Genomic DNA, 18,588 nt, shown 5'->3' on the forward strand with positions numbered 1-18,588 from the left:
TGGTATCAGCGTCGGTAAAGCTTAAATAATTACTCAGAGAAAGGTCGATGAACAATGGAAACTGCAAATGGGTTTGTCAATATTTCAGGTAAAGAGTACTACAAAATAGGAAAATACAATGAGATGCAGCCGTTCTTTATAACGCTGCCAAGCAACAGCGATGTATGGATGTTCTTGTCGTCCAACGGCGGGCTTTGCGCTGGTCGCCGCAATTCAGAGTATTCTCTGTTCCCTTATGAGACCGAGGATAAAATTCATGATAAAAACCAATCCGGCCCCAAAACGCTGATCCGCATTACGACCGGTGAACAGTCCAGTCTGTGGGAGCCATTCGTCCTAACGTATGCTAATAAGTATTCTGTCACCCGAAACATGTACAAAAGCGTGCTCGGCAACTCACTGATTTTCGAAGAGGTCAACGAATCCCTCGGATTGACGTTCTCGTATCAGTGGGAAATGAGTGAGCGTTACGGAATCGTCCGAACATCAACGCTTAAGAACGACAACGTTACTTGTGAAGTCGAGATACTGGACGGCATTCTAAATATTTTGCCTGCGGACGTAAATCCTCTATTGCAAGAGAATAGAAGCAGCCTTGTGGATGCTTACAAATCAACAGAATCCGATCAACAAACAGGCATCACCACATTCTCGTTGGTTTCCAAAGTAAACGATACGCCTGATCCGCAAGAGAGCCTGCACGCCAATGTGGCATGGTTCGTGTCGGAGCACAAGCCTGCCGTGTGCCTGACCGCTCGCGTGTTTGACGAGATGTGCAGAGGCGGTGTTACATCCGTCGAGAATGTTGTTCGGGGACAGCGCTGCTGCTTTATCCTCCACCAGCAGTTTGCTCTGGCATCGGGCGAAAACACGCAGTGGCGTATCGTGCTGGATGCAGACCTTAGTCAGGTTCAAGTGGACGCTCTGGCACAGGAAGAAGATCGAATGAACCTTCTTAATGAGGACCTGGTTAAATCCGATACGGACTTGCGGCACATCGTGGCCATAGCGGATGGTTTGCAGCAAACGGCGGATAAAAATAAAGTGGTCAATCACTACAACAATGTTCTGTTTAACAACATGCGCGGCGGCGTATTTATCGATGCGTATTCGTTTGATTTTGCTGATTTAATTCGTTTTGTTCAAAAGCGGAATATTGCGGCTTACAACCTGCATCAAGATTTTTGGGCGCAGTTTGAAACCGATCCTTCGATCATTTCATTGAAAAAAGCTGCTCAAGAATACGGTAATTCCGACGTGCTGCGCCTTGCTTACGAATACCTGCCGTTAAGCTTCTCTCGTCGTCATGGCGACCCTTCGCGGCCTTGGAATAAATTTAATATCGAGATCAAAAACGATGACGGCACACCGATTTCTTATTATGAGGGCAACTGGCGCGACATCTTCCAAAACTGGGAGGCAATGTGCCTAAGCTACCCTGAATATATCGACAACATGGTTGTAAAGTTTTTGAACGCATCTACAGCCGACGGATTCAACCCTTATCGGATAAGCAAAAACGGAATCGACTGGGAAAAAATCGAGCCGGAAGATCCGTTCAGCTCGCTTGGTTATTGGGGCGACCATCAAATCATTTACCTGACCAAGCTGCTGGAAATCGTACGGGATTACAGCACGAGCAAGCTGACCTCGTTGGTCAATTGCGAAGCATTCAGCTATGCCGACCTTCCATACGTGATCAAACCGTATTCCGATATTGTAGCTAACAGCAAGGATACGATCATTTTTGATCATAACAAGGATGCGGAAAAAGAAAAAAATGTCGCTGCTCAGGGCAGTGATGCCAAATTAATGTGGCAGGGCGATGGCGTATACGCGGTATCCTTTGCCGAGAAGCTGCTGGTTCCTATTTTGGCAAAGCTATCGAACCTCGTTGTACACGGCGGTATATGGATGAATACGCAGCGGCCGGAATGGAATGATGCCAATAATGCAATCGTGGGCAATGGATTGTCGGTTGTAACGGTATGCCATTTGCGCCGCCATATCAGTCTGTGTATTGAAATATTGGGTAATACGGATGGCAGCAGCGTGAAGTTCTCTACTGAAGTGCTACGCTGGCTCTTAGGAGTTAAGGATGTGTTCGAGAAATACATTCCTGCAAACATTAACGCAGCTGAGCGCAAGCTTGTGCTTGATGAGCTGGGAGCTGTCTACGGTGAATACCGTGAGGCATTATACAACAATGGTCTGCATAAAGAGGATCAGGTTTCCTATGCGGACTTGCAAAGCTTCTTAAAGCTTGCTTTATCCTATGTGGATGCAACCATAACCAGCAATAAGCGCGAAGACGGCCTGTATAATGCCTACAACCTTCTGGCGCTGTCAGATACCGAAGCCGAAGTGAACTACCTTTATCCGATGCTTGAAGGGCAAACGGCTATCTTAAACAGTTTAATGCTGAGCTCGGCCGAGGTGCTTGATCTGGTGAGCGCGATGGAGGGCAGCGGATTATATAGCCCGCAGCATCGTTCATTCTATCTATATCCGATCAGTCACCCGAAATCATTTAAAGAGAAAAACATCATTCCTGCTGATATTGCTGGCAGCTCGCAATTGATTCAAAAGCTGCTAAGCGATAACAATACCGATATCGTGCAAATCGATTCGTCAGACAACATCCGATTCCATGGGGACTTCTCGTCTGAAAACGATTTACTTGCTGCGCTGGACTTTATTGAAAAACAAGAAGCCTATACGAAGCTGGCGCAAGCAGAACGGCAATACATGCGGATGATTTATGAGCAGGTATTCCACCACTCCCAATTTACAGGGCGTTCTGGCGTCATGTACAAATATGAAGGCGTGGGATGCATCTATTGGCACCAAAACTCCAAGTTCATCCTTGGCGTGCAGGAAAGCTTCTATGCTGCTAAGAAATCGGGAGAAGATGAGAGCATTCGCGAACAGCTGAAGCAGGCTTATTATCAATTGCGAAGCGGGCTTGGCTTTAACAAGACCCCTGAAGCATGGGGAGGATTCCCGATTGATCCATACTCCCATACCTCTTATAGCGGGATTGCGCAGCAGCCTGGCATGACAGGGCAGGTAAAAGAGGATATTTTAGCGCGTCGAGGCGAGTTGGGCTTGTCCGTGCAAAACGGTGAGCTGCAATTTGATTCCGAGTTTATTTTACCGAATGAGATTTTGGAAAACGAAGGACAATTTGATTATATTGATGTGTCCGGCGCTCAAAAACAAATGGCTCTGCCAAGCCGTTCATTAGCCTTTACGTTATGTCAAATCCCGGTTGTCTATATCTTCGGAAGCGATGGAAAAATCGAAGTTGAATATAGCGACGGCAATACGAAAACGATCGACGGCCACGTCATCGATGTTGAAACAAGCAACGAGATCTTTGATCGGTCGGGAAGAATAAGTGCGGTTAAGGTGTTTATGTAATCGCCATCCATCGGGATAACAAAAAGAACCGCCTAGCGTTTTCATCGTGAAAACGCTAGGCGGTTCTTTCCAATGCTCGCTCTTCTCAATCAAACGCGCGCATGCCCGCAATCAAAGCGTCGAAATACGCCTCGATCGAGGAGTCGTCGTCATCCATCCATTTCTCATAGAACACCTGATGCTTGATCATCTTGTAGAAGTCCATCAGCGCCTGTTTCATCGTCATGTTCTGCAGCATCAGCCACTTGGGGTCCAATAGCTTGCGGAAGACGAGATCCACTTGGGTCAAATAAATGCGCGCATTGATTGGATAAAAGACGCCAATCGCAATGCCGCTGTTGAAGTAGTCGGCGAGCTTGTTCTTGCATAGGTCTACAGCTTGGGCAAGCTTGACGGACAAGTCAGGATAGGTCGCGTTCAGATCCTGCAGCAGGACGTCGGTTAAGTAGAACGACAGCTTGACGGTAAGCTTAAACGCTCGGGCGAACGATTCGTTGTAGAACTTCCGTTCTTCGGCAGACGGCTGCGAGAGCGGCTCCGGTGACATGGTTGGCGGGGCCTCCGCCAGCATTTGATTGGATACGTACAAGACGAATTTTTCGATGAGACATTCCGCGATCTCCGTTTTCGAGGAGAAATATTTATACATCGTGGCTTTGCTAATATCCATATATTTGGCCGCGTCATCCATTTTCAACGAGCTGAAGCCGTGTTTGTTGACGTAGGGCATTAAGCGCATCACAAGCTTTTCCCGTTTCTCGAATAGCGGATCGCAATCGATTTCTGACATTTCGCAACACCTCCAGAATGACCACCTTAAGTATAGAGCATATCGCGGAATTTTCAAACGACATGTACGAACTAAACTTTTTTTATATATTTAGTTTACTTTGTATAGATGTATATGTTATTTTAATGGCAAGAAAAGATTATGCTTGGAGGAGATTCACATGTCCGCAGAAGTCCATGCAAACGAACCCGCATCCGTTCGTTCGCTCCTTGCTCCGCTAATTGCGATCGTCGTCGGCTTGTTCATGGTCATATTGGACACGACGGCGGTCAATGTCGCGATTCCGGTACTCGCAGATGATCTGCACAGCTCATTGAGCCTCATTCAATGGACGATTACGGGCTATTCGCTGGCCCAGGCCGTCGTCATTCCGATGGCGGGGTGGTTCTCTGACCGCTTCGGGGCAAAACAGACGTTTATCGTATCCATTATTTTATTTACCGTCGGTTCGATCCTTTGCGCGTTCGCGGGGACGGCGGAGCAGCTGATCGCCTTCCGCGTTGTGCAAGGCCTAGGAGGCGGGATGGTTATGCCGATCGCCTTCGCGATGACCTACCGGATTAGCCCTCCCGAGTCGGTGGGCAAAATTATGGGCATGATGGGCGTACCCGTCCTGCTTGCTCCGGCGCTTGGTCCGGTCGTATCCGGCTATCTGGTCGATTACGTCAATTGGCAATGGATTTTCCTCATCAATATTCCGGTTGGAATCGCGGGCGTGATTATGAGCATCGTGTCCTTGCCGAATCTGCCGAAAAAGGCGTCGGTATCGCTCGATTTCGCGGGCATTGCGCTTGCGCCATTCGCTTTCGGTGGATTATCGTACGGGTTAAGCGAAGCGGGGGAAGGGTGGACTTCCGCAAAGACGGTTACCGGTTTGGTCGTAGGCGCTATCGCAATGGCTTTGTTCGTTGTCGTGGAGCTCGGGCGGAGGAGAGAGCCCTTGCTGGAGCTTAGAGTATTCCGGTCCATGCAGTTTACACGCGGGATTGTTGTGCAATGGGTGATGCAGTTCACCATGTTCGGGCTGATTTTCGCGATCCCTTATTTCATGCAGCGTCTGATGGGCATGAGCGCGTTCGAGGCAGGCTTATGGACATTGCCGCAGGCGTTAGCCTCCGCGACGATGATGCCGTTCAGCGGACGGTTGTTCGACCGAATCGGCGCGCGTCCGTTAGTCATCGGCGGCTTAACCTTGATTACGGTGGGTGCATACTTGTTCGCGCTCATCGATCCAAGCGATAGCCCGTGGCTGTTCCTGGCTCCTCGCGCACTGATCGGGTTCGGAACGGGCATGTCCTTCATCGCCTTGAACACGCATTTGATCCAAACCGCTCCCAAGGAGCTGGTCGGCAAGGTGACCTCGTTGACAAGCGCCTTCCAGCAGGTTGTCGGGTCGTTCTCTATTGCGGGGTTGACGACGCTGCTCGTTAGCCGCACGAATCATTACGCGAAGCAAGGCGAAGCGCCGATTCCGGACGCGATGTCGCATGCGTTCCACAACGCGTATATACTGATCGCAATCATTGCGGCAGTGGGGCTGCTGCTGGCGTTCACGCTCAGGCGGCCAGCGAAGGAGCAAGCTGCTCATCCGACTGTTGTCATGGACGCAGGCCATTAAGGCGAGGATGATTATAGAAAAAAGTCGGACCGGTCATCGGTCCGACTTTTTCATTTTTAGGGGAAAATTAATTCATATATTCGTCCAAAATAATGAGCATCGCCGCGGACGTATCATTTTGTCGCGTCTCAGTCTCCGGCCTATCCGACAAGCTCGTCATCAACCGCAATCCGATTAGCGCCATTGGACTTGGCGAGGTACATCGATTGGTCGGCTGTGCGCATGAGCTCGAGCTCTGTCTTGCCCTTGGTCCATAGCGTGCAGCCGACGCTAGTGGACATCGGAAGTTGAAGCCCCTTGATCTGCATCGGCGACTCCATTTGCGCGATCAATTGCTTGGCCACCTGCATCAAGCCGTCGTAGCCGTTCGGCAGCCATGCCGCCACCACGAACTCATCGCCACCTACGCGCGCGACCAGACCGGAATCGCCAATCACATGTTTGATTCTATTCGCGAATTCGACAAGCACGAGATCGCCGACCTCATGTCCATGCGTATCGTTGCACTGCTTGAATTTATTCAAATCGAGGTAGAACAAGCCGAATAAGCTCTCATCTTGATTGGCGCTGGCGCGATTCATCCAATCATGAATTCGAACGCTAAACCCTCTGCGATTCAGCAATCCCGTTAGAATGTCGCACTCCGTCAATTGAATCAGATCGCGCTCCAGCTTCTCGCGCCGTTCAATCTCCGCTCTTAATTGAATCAATAATTGCTCGTAATCGTTCAGAATCCGGATTTTGTCGTCGTAGTTGATTTGCTTGCTTAGCTCAGAGCCAAGGGCGAGCGATAGCAGCTGCAGCGTCTCGATATCGCGGTTGGAGAAAGCATCAGGTCGTCCGGAGATGACCTTCAGCACGCCGACGGCATTGTTAGAATCAAACAAGGGAACGCAGACCATGCTCCGCGCGCCGACTTTCATCGTCGCTTCTTTGTTGACGCGATCGTCCTGCTGCGTATCCGGGGAATACAAGATATCCTTCTCCATCACGCATAAGCCCGACAAGCTGCCGGTCTTATTGATTCGAATGCCAAGATGAGGCTGCAACGTGCCGCTGACGGCGGCATAAACCATTTCATCGCCTGCCAGCATTTCAATGGTAGAACCATCGGCATCGGTTAATAGGCACATCCGATCGCATATCGTATGCATAAACTGCTTTAGATCAAAGTTAGATAACAGCATCTGCTGCTGGACTTCCGTTATTATTTTCAGGCGACGGTTATCAATCATCGTCCCTATTCCCTCCATGCTCGTATCGTAATCTGTTAAATATTATTAAATAACATGCTAGCATTTTTGAATAGGTTTGTCAGCCGAGCCCCGTTATCTAAAGGTTTAAAAAAAGGCATCCCCAACGTCATGCAGGATGACGACGAGGATGCCCCTTTTGGCTGCTTACGCGTGGCTCGGTTGCAAGAATGTTAATACGGCGTTCAAGAATTCATTCTGATACTCGACATTCGGCAGGTGAACGGACGGCAGCAAGATGAGTTCTGCATTCGGCACCGTGTCGGCAATTAACTCGCTGTGGATAGGAAGGGTTACGGTATCATATTGGCCAGCAATGACTAATGTCGGGCTATCGATGAGGGCAACCGTCCGCCGCATATCCATGTCACGGATTGCGGCCCAGCTCCCTGCAATTCCTTCGGGACGAGTGGCAAGCGCCATGTTGCGGAATGCGTTGACAGTCTCATTGTCCGACTTGAGCATATGCGAAGGAAACCAGTTCTTCATGAAGGCATCGGCGGTAGCGGGAAGATTCTCGGGCTGCAGCACAGCCTTAATTAGTCCCTGCCATTGTTCAGGCGGTCCCAGGTAGGAGGAGGTATTGCTTAAGATCAGCCGATCGATCCGCTCAGGAGCGTAGATACCGAGCCATTGACCGACGACTCCGCCTAACGACAGCCCGAGGAAATGCACCTTTTGGATGTAAAGCGCGTCCAGCAGTTCAACAACATCCCGCCCCAGTCTGTCGAACGAGTAGGGGCCGGCGGGCGTATCCGAGTCGCCATGTCCGCGATAGTCGTAACGAAGCACGCGGAAATGCCGAGACAATTCAGAGATCTGACCGTCCCACATGTCCATTGTCGTGGCGATGGAATTCGCAAGCATCAATACCGGCTTACCGACTGATCCGTCGATCCGATAAGCAATTCGAATGTCATCATTGGTCGTAAAGTAGTGCAGCCCATTGCTGGCGATAGCTTCGTTTGGCGTCGTGGTCATTTTATCGTTCCCCCTAACTGGTTATAGTGGAATTTTACTGAATTTGGTTTACAATCTAAATGGGATTATGAAGGAGAATGGGGACTAAAACCTTAAATCTATCGTTATTCGTCAACCTAACTTTAAAAATGAGGTGCACGGATTATGGACCGGATAGACCATCAGATCTTATCGATCATTCATGAGAATGCCCGCATCACGGTGTCTGAGATGAGCCGAAAAATCGCGATGTCACAGCCGGCCGTCACGGAGCGACTTCGAAGGCTGGAGGAGCAGGGAGTCATAGCAGGCTATAGGGCTGTTCTATCCCCCTCTAAGCTTGGCAAGCATACTACGGCGTTCGTGCTGTTTAAGACGAATAATTGCAAGGAGTTCGAAGCGTTTGGGGAAGCGTCGCCCGAGATCGTCGATCTCTACCGAACAAGCGGGGAATACAATTATTTATTAAAGGTCGTAACCGCAACGGGCGAAACCTTGGAAGCTTTCTTGGAGCGCTGCCACGCATTCGGCTTCTCATCGACGCATGTTGTGCTGTCTACGCGATTCGAGGATAAGAGCCTTGTCGCAGACGGTGATGGATCGAATTGAATCTCTAATGCAAGGTGTGGTTATATGGCTGCCGACAACGAAAAGATTAAGATACTCGGCGATTTTTTGAAATCCCGCCGAGAACGGATTAAACCGGATGGCATCGAAATCGCTAGCCGTTACGGCAGAAGAAGAACGCCGGGACTACGAAGAGAAGAGGTTGCCCAGCTTGCGGGAGTGAGCATCACGTGGTATACCTGGCTGGAGCAGGGCAGGGTTGCTGCCGTATCAAGGGAAGTTATTGAGAGTGTTGCACGTGCTTTGCAATTATCTTCGGATGAACAGGCTCATTTGTTTCGATTGGCCGACTACGGAGGGGAGAGGCATGCTAGCCCGAACGCGGGCGAAGCCTACCCCGAGCTTCAGACGATTATCGACCAAGTGAACTACCCCGCCATCATTGCCAATCATCGAACCGAGGTGCTGGCATACAATCGGTTGGCAACCGAGATTATTACGGATTTCCATGCCATTCCTGCTGAAGAGCGCGTGATGACGCGGTTAATTTTTACAGATCCGAATCTGCGTGAGCAGTTGGTGAACTGGCAAGAATTCGCGGACTTTACGATCGGCGTATTTCGGACGTATTATGACCAGAATGCCAGCGATCGTTGGTTCGAGGCTTTCGTCGGGCAGATGTGCCAGGAATGCGAGGAGTTTCAAACATTATGGCGACTGCATAATGTTCATCAGAAGAAAGCGATGCAATATACGTTTGATCATTGTGTCGCGGGGCAATTATATTTCCAATTGAATACATTCTCCAATATTAACGGTGATGAAAACCTGCATTGCTGTATATTTACGCCGATCGCCAATACCGGTACGGAAGCCAAATTAGCGGATTTGCGCCAATCATCCTATTAGTTTGGATACCTGTATAAAGGAAAACTGGTTACCCTAGCAGATACGAAATACAATGGCTCCATACCTAAACTAGGAGGTAGTGGAGATGAAATCCATTGTTATCGATCAACCGGGCGGACCAGCAAGCTTAAAATGGCGCGAAAAGCCGGATCTGCAGCCTGCACCGGGCCTGCTTACTATTGATGTGGCCTATGCCGGCGTTGGTTATTTTGAAGTGCTGCTGAGCCGCGGTGAATTTGCGACGGACTTCCCAATGCCGCTTACGCCTGGTCTGGAAGTATCGGGATATGTACGTGCAATCGGGGAAGGCGTAGAGGGGTTCTATATCGGCCAACCCGTAGCTGCTATGACGCTGCTTGATTTTAACGGGTTTGCAACGATGGCGAACGTGCGACCGGAGCTGACGGTTCCGTTAGATCAATTGGGAGCCGAGCTGGACTTGGCGACAGCGGCAGCTTCCATCGTCAATTTGACGACGGCGTACTTGGCAATCAAAGATGTGTATAGACTGCGAGCAGGTGACGACGTGCTTGTTCATGCGGCTGTAGGCGGTTTGGGCGGCTTTCTGGGGCAAGTCGCAAGACGATTGGGAGCGGGCAAAGTATTAGGGACCGTTGGAAATCAAGAGAAAGCGAAGCTTGCAGCTTCCTTCGGGTATGATGAATTATTTGTCCGGACCGATTTTGTTGAGCAGACGCTGAAGGCGACGGGGCAAAAGGGCGTTCACGCCGTCTTCGACCCGGTTGGGGGAAGCATGCGCCAACAAAGCTTAGAGGTGCTGCGGCCATTGGGTCAGTTGGTCGTTGTCGGAAACGCGAGCGGTGAGCAGGATGTTACCCATTCCTTTAATCAAATATGGTTTTCTAACAAACAGGCTGCTGGGTTTGCATTAGGCGGATACGCGGTAAGCAATCCTGTTGAGACCGGTAGAGCAGCACGAGAGGCGTTAAGCATGCTGGCAAGAAAAGAGATCCATGCGGAGATTCACGGCGTGTATCCTATGGAACAAGCCGGCGAAGCGCTAGCGCTTTTGGAACAAGGAAGCACGGTCGGCAAACTGGTTCTACAAGTATAAGCGCGAGGATAGGGGATCTCCATCCTACAGGAGGTAAATCTCAATTGACCAGATTACAGGGTAAAATTGCCATTGTCACGGGTGCGAGCCGCCAGGGCGGCATTGGGGCTGCGATTTGCCGGGCGTTGGCCAGCGAAGGGGCCAGCCTGTTTTTTACACACCTGCACGACTACGATAAAGAAGTGAATCCCAATGATGCGGATGAGCATTGGCCGGATAATTTCTCAGGAGAGCTGCGGCAATTGGGCGTGCAAGCGGCACATATGAGATTGGATCACACCGAGCCAGGCTTCGCGTCCAAGTTATTGGATGAAGTCCGGAAGACGGTCGGTCTTCCAACGATTCTCGTCAATAATGCCACGTATAGCGTTGATGCGGATTTCCGCCAATTAACCGAGTCGCTCATCGATGCGCATTGTGCTGTCAACATTAGGGGGACCTTCATGCTGTCCGCTGAGTTCGCTCGCATGCTTGAGGCTGAGCGTGTACGTGGCGGGCGAATCATTAACCTCACTTCCGGCCAAGGCAAGGGAGCTATGCCCGGCAATCTGATCTATGCCGCGACCAAAGGCGCCATCTCTGTTTTTACCGAATCACTGGCCGCAGAGCTGGCGCCGCTTCATATGACGGTCAACGCCGTTGATCCCGGTCCTACCGATTCCGGTTGGATGTCCGAAGAGGTGAAGCAGACACTGCTGCCGCGATTCCCGATGGGCCGGGTCGGCCTCCCAGAAGACGCAGCCCGTCTGATCGCTTTTCTGGCAAGCGACGATGCGAAATGGATTACCGGAGAGATCATTCATTCAAGAGGCGGTTTTGGATAGGAGGGAGGCCAGCATGATCATCCAACCGTACGGAAGTGGCAGAGAGCTGGTTCTACAAGAACTGATGAATGCAATGGTGCCCATAGAGGGGGGAGCCATTGCATTGCGCGATTATGTGACGACTGATAAATGGCTTAGTTCTGACTACACCTTATCGAGCCCTGGAAATAATAAAAAGGCTATAACATGGACGGAGACAATCGAGCCTTTCCATGTGATGAAGGTTCCGGTAACGCAGCAGTTGTATCGTGCTGTCATGCATGGCGAAGAAGCAGAACCGGAGGTCAATGGCCTGCCCATGACGGATGTTTCGTGGGTGGACGCGGTGGCCTTTTGTAACGCGTTATCTAGAATGGTTGGGAAGACGGAATGCTACACCATCGCGAATGAAAGTGAAAACACGATCTATCATAAAGAGGCGAATGGGTTTCGATTGCTAACAGACGCTGAATGGCAGTACGCATGCAAGGCGGGAACGGCGGGCTATCGGTATGCAGCAATTGATCAAATTGCATGGTATCAAGACAATGCCAATGGAGCGGCTCATCCGGTCGGACAACAGACTCCTAACCCATGGGGGCTTTTCGATATGATCGGGAACGTCTGGGAATGGTGCTGGGATCTATATGATAAGGAGCGATACGGGAACTATAGAGTTTTCCGGGGAGGCAGTTGGGCGGAGGTAGCGAACAATTGCGGTGCTACGACTAGAAGGAAAAGCATGCCGGATTTTAAGATCGATGACCTTGGTTTTCGAATAGCAAGGAGCGCCTTATGAAAACGACCCAATATTCACAGTCTCCGCTCGGCCAATTTCTTAAACCGCGTCGCGAGCGGCTGCAGCCGTCTACCGCAGGCATATCGCCGCTTCCAGGCCGCAGGCGGACGCCCGGACTCCGCAGAGAGGAAGTCGCTTATCTGGCTAAGTCAGCGTGACGTATTATACGTGGCTACCCGGAAGAACCGTCAAAAAGGCACTTTAAAGTGAGCAGGCCACTTTAAAGTGCCTTCTTCCGTATGTTGGAAAGTTAGCTTACGATGATCTCACGGAACGAACAGAAGCCATAACAAATTAAAATGAGAAGAGGTCATAAACATGAATATTCAAATGCCTGAAGCAACCAAACGATTTCTAAGCGATATTGCGGGATTTCCCTCCCTGCACACAATGTCTCCGCAGGAGATCCGAAACGTCGTGGTGGCTAATGCGATCTCCGACAACATCGAGCTGGCGAGTACAGAGGATATACAGCTGGAAGGCCCGCATGGCAGCCTCTCCGTTCGTATCTATCGCCCGCAGCGCCAAGCAGCGTCGCTGCCTGTCATCGTGTTTTTCCATGGTGGCGGATTCGTCTTTAATCGAATGGAGCACTACGATCCGATGTGCGGCAAGCTGGCGCAAGAGACGGGTCACGCCGTCGTCTCCGTCGATTATCGCCTTGCCCCGGAGTCCAAGTTCCCCGTTCCCGTCGACGAAGCCATTTACGCGGTGCAATGGGTGTACGATCATGCGGCGGAGTTGGGCTTCGATCCTTCGAAGCTGTCCGTTGCGGGTGAAAGCGTAGGAGGAAACTTAGCCGCTATCGTGGCGCAGCAGGCTGTAAAGCGGGGCACATTTTCAATCGCTTATCAGATTCTGCTTAGCCCATTAACGGATTGGGTTGGGGATTACGAGTCAAGACGCACCTACGCTTCCGGGTACTTCCTCGAGACCGCTTTGCTCGAATACTGCGCGGGACACTATCTGAACTCGCACGCTGAGAGAACCGATCCGCTTGCTTCCCCTCTGTACGGCGACGTTGCCGGAGTAGCCCCTGCTCTGATCGTGACCGCAGAGTACGATCCGCTGCGCGACGAAGGAGAGCGATATGCCCAGAAGCTGATCGAGAACGGCATTCCTGTAAAGGTGAAACGCTACCCTGGCATGATTCATACGTTCTACGCCTTGACGGACGTGTTCGAGGATGGTCATGACGTATACTCGCTAATTGGCAAGGAGCTCCGAGAGTATTTATAAAAAAAGAGCTTAGCCATCGGCCAGCTCGGTAAAGTTATGCGTTCTCTTGGTCAAATGCCATTCTTGCTTGTCGGACGGAATCATAGTGGGCATCGGTCCATTGATGCAAAACCCGCATGGGCTCGATCAGCGTTAAGCCCAATGGCGTAAGCTCATATTCAACGGTTGGAGGGACGGTAGGATACACATGGCGGACGACAAGGCCGTCCCTCTCCAGCTGCCGTAAGGTCTGGGTCAACATTTTCTGCGTAACGCCCTCTACCCTTCTCTTCAGATCGCTGTACCTTCTCTTGCCGAATTCCAGCTCGTAGAACACGAGAACCGTCCATTTGCTGGAGACAACCTCCAACGCTCTGCGATAATGGCAAGGCGACTCGACCTCAGCGGACATGCCGAACTCGCTCACATAATCTCCTCCTCTGCGCAATGCTAAGAAGTAACATCGTCGAAATTTTCCAAAAGGCGCAGCTCCAGCGCTTTTTCGTTTGTTGTCAGCTCTTGCATGATCGGAATCGTCATATCGGTATTGGGATTGTATTTTAGGCCCCAATGCATAATGGCAAAAACGACCGGAAACAGGTCGAGCGCCTTTTGTGTTGGCCGGTACATCGTTTGCGCGCGATTTGTATCTCCTTCTAGCTTGATGAGCAGGCCCGCTTCGACGAGGGATTGGAGCCGTGCGCTCAAAATATTAGTTGAGATGCGTTCGCGCGAAGCAAGAAACTCGCGGTAATGCCGCTTGTTATGGATAAGAACGTCACGAAGGATGACAAGGCTCCAGGGGTCACCCCATATGTCGAGCGCATATACAATTGGACAAACTGTGGAAGGTCGCTTTTTCATGAGAATGATTATACAAGTCGTGCTTGCATTTTGCAATTCCACACTTGCTTTCTGTAAGTGTGGAATTTACACGCAGTATCGGCATACATCGCGCTTAGCAGCCATTACTGAGCAGTCCAGCCTCCGTCAACCATAAGCGTGATACCCGATACCATATCACTTGCTGGCGAAGCAAGATAGATGACAGCGCCTGCGACATCTTTAATCTCAGCTAACCGCCGACTAGGGATTCTTGCCAGCACCCCTTCCAAATAAGCAGGGTCATCCAGACGCTCTGAATTTCCCGGCGTATACGTAAAGGTTGGTCCGACTGCGTTCACATTCACGCCCTTAGCAGACCATTCCAATGCCAGAACCTTCGTCAGCTGATTAACCCCGCCCTTGGAGGCGCAATATACAGCGTGATCGACGATGCCAACGACACTAGCCTGTGAGCTCATGTTGATGATCTTGCCATATCCCTGGGCGAGCATAATCTTCCCTGCCGACTGGCAGCAGAAAAACAAACCTTTGAGATTCACATCCATCATGTTGTCCCAATCTGCTTCGGTCACATCGACTGCTGGATGATTGTCGCCCAGTCCGGCATTGTTCACGAGAATATCCAATCTGCCAAAATGCATCCTCACCTGATTGATGACCGAGTCAATCTCCTTCACATTCCGAACATCCAGCGTAAAAGCCGCAGCATCGCCTCCGTCCGCACGGATTTCTGATACTAGTTGATCGAGTTGTTCCCTGTCTCTTGCTGCAACAGCAACCTTCGCGCCAGCGTGAGCCAATGCCTGTGCAAGCCCAAACCCGATCCCTTTACTGGCTCCTGTGATCATGGCAACCTTGCCTGTCAAATCAAATTGCGGGTACATGCTAGAGGTCCTCCTCTTTCATGCCTTCACTGATCTGAAAGATGATCGTTTCATAGCGGTTCACCGATAATGTCGAACCTGCTTGCTCGGCGTGAATGCCGTCCCTTCCGGTACGATAAAGCAGATTACTCTTATCTTTTATAAATTCGTCCGCTAGCGTTTCCTGATCGAACTGAACGTTCACAAGCTCCCCTGACAAATTCACGATAATCAAAAACTTGACGCCCTCGTGCTGCCGGATGTAGGACAACACCCTATTTTCCGAGTTGCGTACGAACGCTAATTCACCCGCCCAAAATGCTGGCTCATTGGTCCGAAGGTGGGTCAGATATTTATAGTGCTCGAACATGCTCTTATCAAACGAATCCCAGTTGAGCTTATACTCATCGAATAAAGACGTCCATGTTTCCATCGTATTCTCATTGAATTCCTGTCCCATCATGATGAGGGGAACGCCTTCAAGCGTCAGCAAGATCGAAGCGGCAGGGCCTGCATGCTCTGCGCCTAAATAATCGCAGATTCTGGACTGTTCTTTGTCCTCAAGCCAGTTCATTCTCAGCGCATTCTTAGGGAAGCTGTACTTGTAAGAGTTATAATTCGTTATAAAATCAGCCTGTGTAATCGTTCCATCGATCATCTGGCGAATGAGAATGCGAGGGTTCCCGTTATAGGTCAAATCACAGGATTCAAGGTGATGATACTCATCATATGACTGAGAGATCAGGATAAGATCAGCTTTGACTTCCTGCAAGGCTTGCTTGATTTCAGTAAGGAAATCATAAGGCGTAATATCCGAATCATCCAACCGGATTCCGTCAAAATCAAATGCGGTAATCCAGTATTTCATAGCTTCAATGACATATTTCCTCATGTCGCGGTTGCTAAATTCCAGGCCGGCGAAATATTCGCGATTAGGAACATCATAGTAAAGCTCGCCTTGTTCATTATGCGTAAAATAGTCCGGATGGCTATCGGTCAGAATATGATCGACGCTGGCGCGGTTCAAGACCCAATCCAGAACAACCTTGATCCCGTTCTCATGGGCTTTGCGCATAAATAACAATAAATCCTCTTTGGTTCCGAATTGCGGATCTATCGAATAAAAATCTTTGACCGCGTACGGGTCACCGTACTTGCCAATCCTGCGCTCATGTCCCACTTCATGAAACGGCATCAGCCACAGCGCATTAATGCCAAGCTCTTTGAAATAGCCGATCTTATCAGCCAATCCTTGGAAACCGGTTTCTCCAAAAGCGCGAAGATGGAGCTCATAAATGACCGATTTTCGCAGCCATTCGGGGCTAGAAAGAGCCGTGAAATTTTCATACATATATCCCGGTTGATCCTTTGAAATCTCATTTGTTCTGATTAGCACTTCGCCATCTTCCGTTACTGTTATCGCAGAGTTATTCTGTGCATCCTCCGAAATGCTTGGATTCAACGGATCTACGATCCAAGCCTCCCCATTCACGACCAATTTATAGAGATGCCTGCCCTTTGCAATAGGCAATTCAATCTCCCAGCCTGCCCCATCCTCCATTTGGCTCATGTAGTTTCTATCGCCGTTCCAGTTATTAAAGGTGCCTGCTAGAGCCACGCTCTTAACAGGCGTATCCGTATAGTAAACAAACCGTACGCCCTTAGAGCCCTTTGTTGGAAAATTAGTCAGCATGGTGTGACCTCCCTTAAATAGATTCTAGCCTCATAAGGCTGAAGATGATTTTCAATCGACGTTTCATTCGTATCTGACGCTATATTGGATAGCAGTAATCGAACCGATTGATCCGCTAGCGCTTCATGGTTATCCATGTGAGCTGATGCAGCGGAGAAGTTCATAACAACGACCAGCTGTTCATTGCCTAACGTCCTTGTAAAGGCGAGAATGGATGAATGCTCAGGGAAAACCGGTTCATATTTGCCATAGACGGCAACGAGATGCTGTTTGCGAAGGGAAATCAACTGCTTGTAATAGTTCAAAATGGAGGTTGGATCTTTCTCAGCAGCCTCCACATTAATCCGGCTCGCATTGGGATTCGCTTGAATCCATGGCGTTCCGGTTGTAAACCCGCCATGAGCCTGATCATTCCATTGCATGGGCGTTCGAGCGTTGTCTCTGCTTGATTGGTGAATGGCGCTCATGATCCGATCCTCTGTCCAGCCTTCCTGCTGGGCATCACGGTAAAATCGATGGGTAACGCTATCTCGATAGTCATCAATCGCATTCAACTTTACATTCGTCATGCCGATTTCTTCCCCTTGATAGATATAGGGGGTGCCTTCCAGCATAAACATCAGTGTTGCCAACAGTTTGGCCGACTCAACGCGGAATGCTTGATCATCGCCAAATCGAGAAACCGCCCGCGGTTGATCATGGTTGCTCCAGTAATTGGCGTTCCAGCCTTTGCCGTGAAGTTTCGTTTGCCATTGATTAAGAATCTCTTTTAGCTGCGACAGCTTCCAAGGCCTCTTCTCCCAGCCCCCAAGATTACCATTGCCGCTGTCCATGCTCATATGCTCAAAGTGGAAGACCATATTAAGCTCATCCCGATGTTCTTCTACATATAACAAAGCTTCCTCCGGACCCGTGTTAGCGGCTTCCCCGACGGTCATGATGTTATATGGACGAAACACTTCCCGATGGAGATGTTGAATGTGATCGTGCACTTTGGGCAGATTGGAGAAGAAATGATGCGCGGATACGATTTTCTCATGGGCTGGCGCTTCCGCATCCGGGAACCCTTCCATTTTGACAATATGATTGATCGCATCGATACGAAAGCCATCCAAGCCTTTATCAAGCCACCATCGTACCATTCGATGAAGCTCCTCAATTAAAAGCGGATTTTCCCAATTGAGATCCGGCTGCTTTCGATTGAAAATGTGCAAATAATATTCCTCGGATTGTTCATCATATTCCCAAGCGGAACCGCCGAAGAATGATCCCCAGTTTGATGGGGGCTCATTGTTTTCTTTTCCTTTTTTCCATATATAATAATCTCGTTTAGGGCTATCTTTGGATGCACGGGCTTCTACGAACCATGGATGCTCGTCCGAAGTATGGTTTAAGACGAGATCGGCGATCACCTTGATTCCCTTCCGATGAGCTTCCGCTAATAAATGCTCGAAATCTTCCATTGTTCCGAATTCTTCAGACACCGCATAAAAATCGCTAATATCATAACCGTTATCATCGTTTGGGGATTTGTAGAAGGGACAGATCCAAATGACGTCAACGCCCAGATTCTTCAAATAATCCAGCTTTGAAGTAATCCCATTAAGGTCTCCAATACCATCTCCATTGGTATCCATGAAACTTCTCGGGTAAATTTGATACGCTACGCTTTCCTTCCACCATTTTCTTTTCATAATTACTTCTTGCACCATGTGAAGTCACCTCGAAGATTGTTATTTCATCTCTTCGTTTATCGTAGCGGTATTGCAAG

General features: G+C 49.8%; 16 protein-coding genes and 1 pseudogene. 9 read left to right on the forward strand and 8 right to left on the reverse strand.

The window, feature by feature from the left end; genetic code table 11:
- The first annotated feature begins 54 nt into the window (after window positions 1-54).
- On the forward strand, window positions 55-3,423 hold the full coding sequence (locus PAECUDRAFT_RS11640) for a hypothetical protein (RefSeq protein ID WP_006038298.1): 3,369 nt from the start codon (window positions 55-57) through the stop codon (window positions 3,421-3,423).
- A gap of 85 nt (window positions 3,424-3,508) precedes the next feature.
- Here PAECUDRAFT_RS11640 and PAECUDRAFT_RS11645 read toward each other — a convergent pair whose 3' ends face one another.
- Entirely contained in the window at window positions 3,509-4,213 is a 705-nt protein-coding gene (locus tag PAECUDRAFT_RS11645; protein ID WP_006038299.1) for a TetR/AcrR family transcriptional regulator, read from the reverse strand.
- 160 nt (window positions 4,214-4,373) lie between these two features.
- Here PAECUDRAFT_RS11645 and PAECUDRAFT_RS11650 point away from each other — a divergent pair, with 160 nt between their 5' ends.
- Window positions 4,374-5,831: a DHA2 family efflux MFS transporter permease subunit gene (locus PAECUDRAFT_RS11650; RefSeq protein WP_006038300.1), complete on the forward strand. Its 1,458-nt coding sequence runs from the start codon at window positions 4,374-4,376 to the stop codon at window positions 5,829-5,831.
- Between the two features lie 140 nt (window positions 5,832-5,971).
- Here PAECUDRAFT_RS11650 and PAECUDRAFT_RS11655 read toward each other — a convergent pair whose 3' ends face one another.
- Window positions 5,972-7,066 (reverse strand): sensor domain-containing diguanylate cyclase, encoded by a 1,095-nt coding sequence (locus tag PAECUDRAFT_RS11655; RefSeq protein WP_006038301.1) that lies wholly within the window; start codon window positions 7,064-7,066, stop codon window positions 5,972-5,974.
- A gap of 165 nt (window positions 7,067-7,231) precedes the next feature.
- Complete coding sequence (locus tag PAECUDRAFT_RS11660; RefSeq protein ID WP_006038302.1) at window positions 7,232-8,065, reverse strand: alpha/beta fold hydrolase; 834 nt, start codon at window positions 8,063-8,065, stop codon at window positions 7,232-7,234.
- A 144-nt stretch (window positions 8,066-8,209) separates the two neighbouring features.
- Here PAECUDRAFT_RS11660 and PAECUDRAFT_RS11665 point away from each other — a divergent pair, with 144 nt between their 5' ends.
- The 7 genes and pseudogenes from PAECUDRAFT_RS11665 (at window position 8,210) to PAECUDRAFT_RS11690 (ending at window position 13,436) form a co-directional block, all read left to right on the forward strand.
- On the forward strand, window positions 8,210-8,653 hold the full coding sequence (locus PAECUDRAFT_RS11665; protein ID WP_006038303.1) for an Lrp/AsnC family transcriptional regulator: 444 nt from the start codon (window positions 8,210-8,212) through the stop codon (window positions 8,651-8,653).
- Between the two features lie 24 nt (window positions 8,654-8,677).
- Window positions 8,678-9,520 (forward strand): helix-turn-helix transcriptional regulator, encoded by an 843-nt coding sequence (locus tag PAECUDRAFT_RS11670; RefSeq protein ID WP_006038304.1) that lies wholly within the window; start codon window positions 8,678-8,680, stop codon window positions 9,518-9,520.
- An 85-nt stretch (window positions 9,521-9,605) separates the two neighbouring features.
- The gene (locus PAECUDRAFT_RS11675; protein WP_006038305.1) at window positions 9,606-10,595 is read left to right on the forward strand and encodes a quinone oxidoreductase family protein; all 990 of its coding nucleotides are present in this window, start codon (window positions 9,606-9,608) and stop codon (window positions 10,593-10,595) included.
- A 44-nt stretch (window positions 10,596-10,639) separates the two neighbouring features.
- Window positions 10,640-11,419, forward strand: a complete 780-nt coding sequence (locus PAECUDRAFT_RS11680) for an SDR family oxidoreductase (protein ID WP_006038306.1) — start codon at window positions 10,640-10,642, stop codon at window positions 11,417-11,419.
- Between the two features lie 13 nt (window positions 11,420-11,432).
- A complete protein-coding gene (locus PAECUDRAFT_RS11685; protein ID WP_006038307.1) occupies window positions 11,433-12,197 on the forward strand; it encodes a formylglycine-generating enzyme family protein in 765 nt (254 codons plus the stop codon).
- Window positions 12,194-12,372: pseudogene (locus PAECUDRAFT_RS25510) on the forward strand (DNA-binding protein); the annotation flags it as partial. The gene PAECUDRAFT_RS11685 and the pseudogene PAECUDRAFT_RS25510, both read left to right, overlap by 4 nt.
- Before the next feature lie 143 nt (window positions 12,373-12,515).
- A complete protein-coding gene (locus tag PAECUDRAFT_RS11690; RefSeq protein WP_006038309.1) occupies window positions 12,516-13,436 on the forward strand; it encodes an alpha/beta hydrolase in 921 nt (306 codons plus the stop codon).
- A 34-nt stretch (window positions 13,437-13,470) separates the two neighbouring features.
- On the opposite strand, the gene PAECUDRAFT_RS11695 is transcribed toward PAECUDRAFT_RS11690, so the two are convergent.
- The 5 genes from PAECUDRAFT_RS11695 to PAECUDRAFT_RS11715 all read right to left on the reverse strand — a co-directional run bounded on the left by PAECUDRAFT_RS11695 (window position 13,471) and on the right by PAECUDRAFT_RS11715 (window position 18,529).
- Entirely contained in the window at window positions 13,471-13,842 is a 372-nt protein-coding gene (locus tag PAECUDRAFT_RS11695; RefSeq protein ID WP_006038310.1) for a winged helix-turn-helix transcriptional regulator, read from the reverse strand.
- A gap of 23 nt (window positions 13,843-13,865) precedes the next feature.
- Window positions 13,866-14,279 (reverse strand): winged helix-turn-helix transcriptional regulator, encoded by a 414-nt coding sequence (locus PAECUDRAFT_RS11700; protein WP_006038311.1) that lies wholly within the window; start codon window positions 14,277-14,279, stop codon window positions 13,866-13,868.
- A gap of 104 nt (window positions 14,280-14,383) precedes the next feature.
- The gene (locus PAECUDRAFT_RS11705) at window positions 14,384-15,145 is read right to left on the reverse strand and encodes an SDR family NAD(P)-dependent oxidoreductase (RefSeq protein WP_006038312.1); all 762 of its coding nucleotides are present in this window, start codon (window positions 15,143-15,145) and stop codon (window positions 14,384-14,386) included.
- A 1-nt stretch (window position 15,146) separates the two neighbouring features.
- Window positions 15,147-16,817, reverse strand: a complete 1,671-nt coding sequence (locus PAECUDRAFT_RS11710) for an alpha-amylase family glycosyl hydrolase (protein WP_006038313.1) — start codon at window positions 16,815-16,817, stop codon at window positions 15,147-15,149.
- A complete protein-coding gene (locus tag PAECUDRAFT_RS11715) occupies window positions 16,811-18,529 on the reverse strand; it encodes a glycoside hydrolase family 13 protein (RefSeq protein ID WP_006038314.1) in 1,719 nt (572 codons plus the stop codon). Before PAECUDRAFT_RS11715 ends, PAECUDRAFT_RS11710 begins: the two co-directional genes overlap by 7 nt.
- Window positions 18,530-18,588 lie beyond the last annotated feature (59 nt).

This window comes from Paenibacillus curdlanolyticus YK9 (genome assembly GCF_000179615.1).
Lineage (GTDB): Bacteria > Bacillota > Bacilli > Paenibacillales > Paenibacillaceae > Paenibacillus_T > Paenibacillus_T curdlanolyticus.